Source organism: Kocuria sp. SL71, assembly GCF_026672465.1.
GTDB classification, from domain to species: domain Bacteria; phylum Actinomycetota; class Actinomycetes; order Actinomycetales; family Micrococcaceae; genus Kocuria; species Kocuria palustris.
In genome coordinates, this window is record NZ_JAPPRE010000002.1 from 1 (window position 1) to 5,864 (window position 5,864).

Consider the following 5,864-nt stretch of genomic DNA (forward strand, 5'->3'; position numbering starts at 1 on the left):
AGGATTCGAACCTGCGACCCCATGGTCCCAAACCATGTGCTCTACCAAGCTGAGCTACTTCCCGATTTTTAAAAATATTATGGCGCGCCCGAGAGGAGTCGAACCCCTAACCTTTTGATCCGTAGTCAAACGCTCTATCCAATTGAGCTACGGGCGCATAATAATGAATGCCGAGGGCCGGACTTGAACCGGCACGGTAGTCACCTACCGCAGGATTTTAAGTCCTGTGTGTCTGCCAATTCCACCACCCCGGCATGGATGGATGGTATAGTTGGAGCGGAAGACGGGATTCGAACCCGCGACCCCCACCTTGGCAAGGTGATGTTCTACCACTGAACTACTTCCGCATGTACGTATTCTCTGGATTAATGCGGGTGAAGGTGACTTTGAACCCCCATAAAAATGGGTCATGGAAGAACCCACTCAGATCCTGATTCTAAGCGCCTCGCCAATTCCGCCAAATCCGAAGAGATAAATAACATGGTGAGCCATGAAGGACTCAGAGGTTTGGAACCTCGCTCCGACCCTCTGATTAAAAGTGGGCAGATGCTCTACCAACCCTGAGCTAATGGCTCTTATTTAAAAGACTTACGCTTAGTTAACTTGTCCAAAAGGTGGTGCCGCCAGAGGACTTGAACCCCCAACCTACTGATTACAAGTCAGTTGCTCTACCAATTGGGTACCGGCAAATGGCGGAAACACACGACCCGCTACCAACTGGGCAAATTATAAAGGCGGGGGGGCCTGCATGAAGCAGGATTTAACCAACTGAGCTACCGGACCCATTTAATTTTGGTTGCGGGAGCAGGACGAACCTCAACGGTTGATGTAACTGATAGGAATGGTGGAGGATGACGGGCTCGAACCGCCGACCCTCTGCTTGTAAGGCAGATGCTCTCCCAGCTGAGCTAATCCTCCATATATTACACTTACCGCCGTGAAAGGGCGTGTAATGGCTTGGCGGCGCGTCCTACTCTCACAGGGGGAAACCCCCGACTACCATCGGCGCTGAAGAGCTTAACTTCCGTGTTCGGCATGGGAACGGGTGTGACCTCTTCGCTATCGCCACCAAACCATTGAGAGTGTTCTCTCAAAACTAGATAACAGTAAGCATACATTCAAATTGGTTAAGTCCTCGATCGATTAGTATCTGTCAGCTCCATGTGTCGCCACACTTCCACCTCAGACCTATCAACCTGATCATCTTTCAGGGATCTTACTTCCTTGCGGAATGGGAAATCTCATCTTGAGGGGGGCTTCATGCTTAGATGCTTTCAGCACTTATCCCGTCCGCACATAGCTACCCAGCGATGCCCTTGGCAGAACAACTGGTACACCAGCGGTGCGTCCATCCCGGTCCTCTCGTACTAAGGACAGCTCCTCTCAAATTTCCTGCGCCCCGCGACGGATAGGGACCGAACTGTCTCACGACGTTCTGAACCCAGCTCGCGTACCGCTTTAATGGGCGAACAGCCCAACCCTTGGGACCGACTACAGCCCCAGGATGCGATGAGCCGACATCGAGGTGCCAAACCTCCCCGTCGATGTGGACTCTTGGGGGAGATAAGCCTGTTATCCCCGGGGTAGCTTTTATCCGTTGAGCGATGGCCCTTCCATGCGGAACCACCGGATCACTAAGCCCGACTTTCGTCCCTGCTCGACTTGTAGGTCTCGCAGTCAAGCTCCCTTGTGCCTTTACACTCTGCGAATGATTTCCAACCATTCTGAGGGAACCTTTGGGCGCCTCCGTTACCTTTTAGGAGGCGACCGCCCCAGTCAAACTGCCCACCTGACACTGTCTCCCCGCCCGATAAGGGCGGCGGGTTAGAAGGTCAATACAGCCAGGGTAGTATCCCACCGATGCCTCCACCGAAGCTGGCGCTCCGGTTTCCAAGGCTCCTACCTATCCTGTACAAGCTGTACCAACATTCAATATCAGGCTGCAGTAAAGCTCCACGGGGTCTTTCCGTCCTGTCGCGGGTAACCTGCATCTTCACAGGTACTATAATTTCACCGAGTCTCTCGTTGAGACAGTGCCCAGATCGTTGCGCCTTTCGTGCGGGTCGGAACTTACCCGACAAGGAATTTCGCTACCTTAGGACCGTTATAGTTACGGCCGCCGTTTACTGGGGCTTCAATTCGCACCTTCGCTTACGCTAAGCGCTCCTCTTAACCTTCCAGCACCGGGCAGGCGTCAGCCCCTATACTTCGCCTTACGGCTTCGCAGAGACCTGTGTTTTTGCTAAACAGTCGCCTGGGCCTATTCACTGCGGCTCTCTCGGGCTTGCACCCTAACAGAGCACCCCTTCTCCCGAAGTTACGGGGTCATTTTGCCGAGTTCCTTAACGAGAGTTCTCTCGATCACCTTAGGATTCTCTCCTCGCCTACCTGTGTCGGTTTGCGGTACGGGCACCTCTCACCTCGCTAGAGGCTTTTCTTGGCAGTGTGGAATCAGGAACTTCGCTACTATAATTCGCTCGCCATCACAGCTCAGCCTTCACGGGAAACGGATTTGCCTATTTCCCAGCCTAACTGCTTGGACGCGGATATCCAATACCGCGCTTACCCTATCCTCCTGCGTCCCCCCATTGCTCAAATGGTGAGGAGGTGGTACAGGAATATCAACCTGTTATCCATCGCCTACGCCTTTCGGCCTCGGCTTAGGTCCCGACTAACCCTGAGCGGACGAGCCTTCCTCAGGAAACCTTAGGCATTCGGTGGAGGGGATTCTCACCCCTCTTTCGCTACTCATACCGGCATTCTCACTTCTAAGCGCTCCACAAGTCCTTCCGGTCTTGCTTCACAGCCCTTAGAACGCTCTCCTACCACTGTTCGAAGAACAGTCCGCAGCTTCGGTGATACGTTTAGCCCCGGTACATTTTCGGCGCAGAGTCACTCGACCAGTGAGCTATTACGCACTCTTTAAATGGTGGCTGCTTCTAAGCCAACATCCTGGTTGTCTAAGCAACTCCACATCCTTTTCCACTTAACGTATACTTTGGGACCTTAGCTGGCGGTCTGGGCTGTTTCCCTTTCGACTACGGATCTTATCACTCGCAGTCTGACTCCCAAGGATAAGTCATCGGCATTCGGAGTTTGACTGAATTCGGTAACCCGGTAGGGGCCCCTAGTCCAATCAGTGCTCTACCTCCGAGACTCTTACCTTGAGGCTAGCCCTAAAGCTATTTCGGAGAGAACCAGCTATCTCCAGGTTCGATTGGCATTTCACCCCTACCCACACCTCATCCCCGCACTTTTCAACGTGCGTGGGTTCGGGCCTCCATTCAGTGTTACCTGAACTTCACCCTGGACATGGGTAGATCACCTGGTTTCGGGTCTACGACCACGTACTCAATTCGCCCTATTCAGACTCGCTTTCGCTGCGGCTCCGCATCTTCTGCTTAACCTTGCACGGGATCGTAACTCGCCGGTTCATTCTACAAAAGGCACGCCATCACCCGTTAACGGGCTCTGACTACTTGTAGGCACACGGTTTCAGGATCTCTTTCACTCCCCTTCCGGGGTGCTTTTCACCTTTCCCTCACGGTACTGGTTCACTATCGGTCACTAGGGAGTATTTAGCCTTGGGAGATGGTCCTCCCGGATTCCGACGGAATTTCACGTGTTCCGCCGTACTCAGGATCCACTCAGGAGAGAACGAAGTTTTGACTACAGGGCTGTTACCTCCTATGGCGGGCCTTTCCAGACCTCTTCATCTACCTCGTTCCTTTGTAACTCCGTACAGAGTGTCCTACAACCCCAAGAGGCAAGCCTCTTGGTTTGGGCTGGTCCCGTTTCGCTCGCCGCTACTCAGGGAATCGCATTTGCTTTCTCTTCCTCCGGGTACTTAGATGTTTCAGTTCCCCGGGTCTGCCTTCTCATATCCTATGTATTCAGATATGGATACCACTCCATTACGAGTGGTGGGTTTCCCCATTCGGAAATCTCCGGATCAAAGCTTGCTTACAGCTCCCCGAAGCATATCGGTGTTCGTCCCGTCCTTCATCGGCTCCTAGTGCCAAGGCATCCACCGTGCGCCCTTTCTAACTTAACCGTTAAAAAGAATCACTACGTGATATCTTGCATTACTAATTGAATGTGAATTACTTCTGTTATCTAGTTTTCAAAGAACAACATCTCGAAGAATCGAATGATCCTTCAAAACTAAACAAGACAGGGAACGTTCTGTTTATAAGACCCAAGGTCTTATATTCCGTTAAAATCCTTAGAAAGGAGGTGATCCAGCCGCACCTTCCGATACGGCTACCTTGTTACGACTTCACCCCAATCATCTGTCCCACCTTCGGCGGCTGGCTCCTAAAAGGTTACCTCACCGACTTCGGGTGTTACAAACTCTCGTGGTGTGACGGGCGGTGTGTACAAGGCCCGGGAACGTATTCACCGCGGCATGCTGATCCGCGATTACTAGCGATTCCAGCTTCACGCAGTCGAGTTGCAGACTGCGATCCGAACTGAGAACAGATTTGTGGGATTGGCTTAACCTCGCGGTTTCGCTGCCCTTTGTTCTGCCCATTGTAGCACGTGTGTAGCCCAGGTCATAAGGGGCATGATGATTTGACGTCATCCCCACCTTCCTCCGGTTTGTCACCGGCAGTCACCTTAGAGTGCCCAACTGAATGCTGGCAACTAAGATCAAGGGTTGCGCTCGTTGCGGGACTTAACCCAACATCTCACGACACGAGCTGACGACAACCATGCACCACCTGTCACTCTGCCCCCGAAGGGGACGTCCTATCTCTAGGATTGTCAGAGGATGTCAAGACCTGGTAAGGTTCTTCGCGTTGCTTCGAATTAAACCACATGCTCCACCGCTTGTGCGGGCCCCCGTCAATTCCTTTGAGTTTCAGTCTTGCGACCGTACTCCCCAGGCGGAGTGCTTAATGCGTTAGCTGCAGCACTAAGGGGCGGAAACCCCCTAACACTTAGCACTCATCGTTTACGGCGTGGACTACCAGGGTATCTAATCCTGTTCGCTCCCCACGCTTTCGCTCCTCAGCGTCAGTTACAGACCAGAGAGTCGCCTTCGCCACTGGTGTTCCTCCACATCTCTACGCATTTCACCGCTACACGTGGAATTCCACTCTCCTCTTCTGCACTCAAGTTCCCCAGTTTCCAATGACCCTCCCCGGTTGAGCCGGGGGCTTTCACATCAGACTTAAGAAACCGCCTGCGAGCCCTTTACGCCCAATAATTCCGGACAACGCTTGCCACCTACGTATTACCGCGGCTGCTGGCACGTAGTTAGCCGTGGCTTTCTGGTTAGGTACCGTCAAGGTGCCGCCCTATTTGAACGGCACTTGTTCTTCCCTAACAACAGAGCTTTACGATCCGAAAACCTTCATCACTCACGCGGCGTTGCTCCGTCAGACTTTCGTCCATTGCGGAAGATTCCCTACTGCTGCCTCCCGTAGGAGTCTGGGCCGTGTCTCAGTCCCAGTGTGGCCGATCACCCTCTCAGGTCGGCTACGCATCGTTGCCTTGGTGAGCCGTTACCTCACCAACTAGCTAATGCGCCGCGGGTCCATCTGTAAGTGGTAGCCGAAGCCACCTTTTATGTCTGAACCATGCGGTTCAAACAACCATCCGGTATTAGCCCCGGTTTCCCGGAGTTATCCCAGTCTTACAGGCAGGTTACCCACGTGTTACTCACCCGTCCGCCGCTAACATCAGGGAGCAAGCTCCCATCTGTCCGCTCGACTTGCATGTATTAGGCACGCCGCCAGCGTTCGTCCTGAGCCAGGATCAAACTCTCCGATAAAGTAGTTTGACTGACTACGCACATCGCTGTGCGATTTATTTAAAACTTTGAATTAACAGGTACGTTTTGTCTTGTTTAGTTTTCA

At 52.8% G+C, this 5,864-nt stretch carries 5 tRNA genes and 3 rRNA genes; all 8 read right to left on the minus strand.

The features are described 5' to 3' along the window. Positions 1 to 80: 80 nt before the first annotated feature. Positions 81 to 157, minus strand: a tRNA-Arg gene (locus tag OVA15_RS13140). Positions 158 to 168: 11 nt separating this feature from the next. Next, positions 169 to 254, minus strand: a tRNA-Leu gene (locus OVA15_RS13145). A gap of 18 nt (positions 255 to 272) precedes the next feature. Next, a tRNA-Gly gene (locus OVA15_RS13150) sits at positions 273 to 347 on the minus strand. Positions 348 to 481: 134 nt separating this feature from the next. Then, a tRNA-Lys gene (locus OVA15_RS13155) sits at positions 482 to 575 on the minus strand. A gap of 267 nt (positions 576 to 842) precedes the next feature. Further along, positions 843 to 918: transfer RNA gene (locus tag OVA15_RS13160), tRNA-Val, on the minus strand. Between the two features lie 37 nt (positions 919 to 955). Then, positions 956 to 1,073, minus strand: a 5S ribosomal RNA gene (gene rrf, locus OVA15_RS13165). Positions 1,074 to 1,123: 50 nt separating this feature from the next. Then, positions 1,124 to 4,054, minus strand: a 23S ribosomal RNA gene (locus tag OVA15_RS13170). A 175-nt stretch (positions 4,055 to 4,229) separates the two neighbouring features. Continuing rightward, positions 4,230 to 5,779 (minus strand): 16S ribosomal RNA (locus OVA15_RS13175). The 16S, 23S and 5S rRNA genes sit together here with 5 tRNA genes alongside, the layout of an rRNA operon. Positions 5,780 to 5,864: the final 85 nt, after the last annotated feature.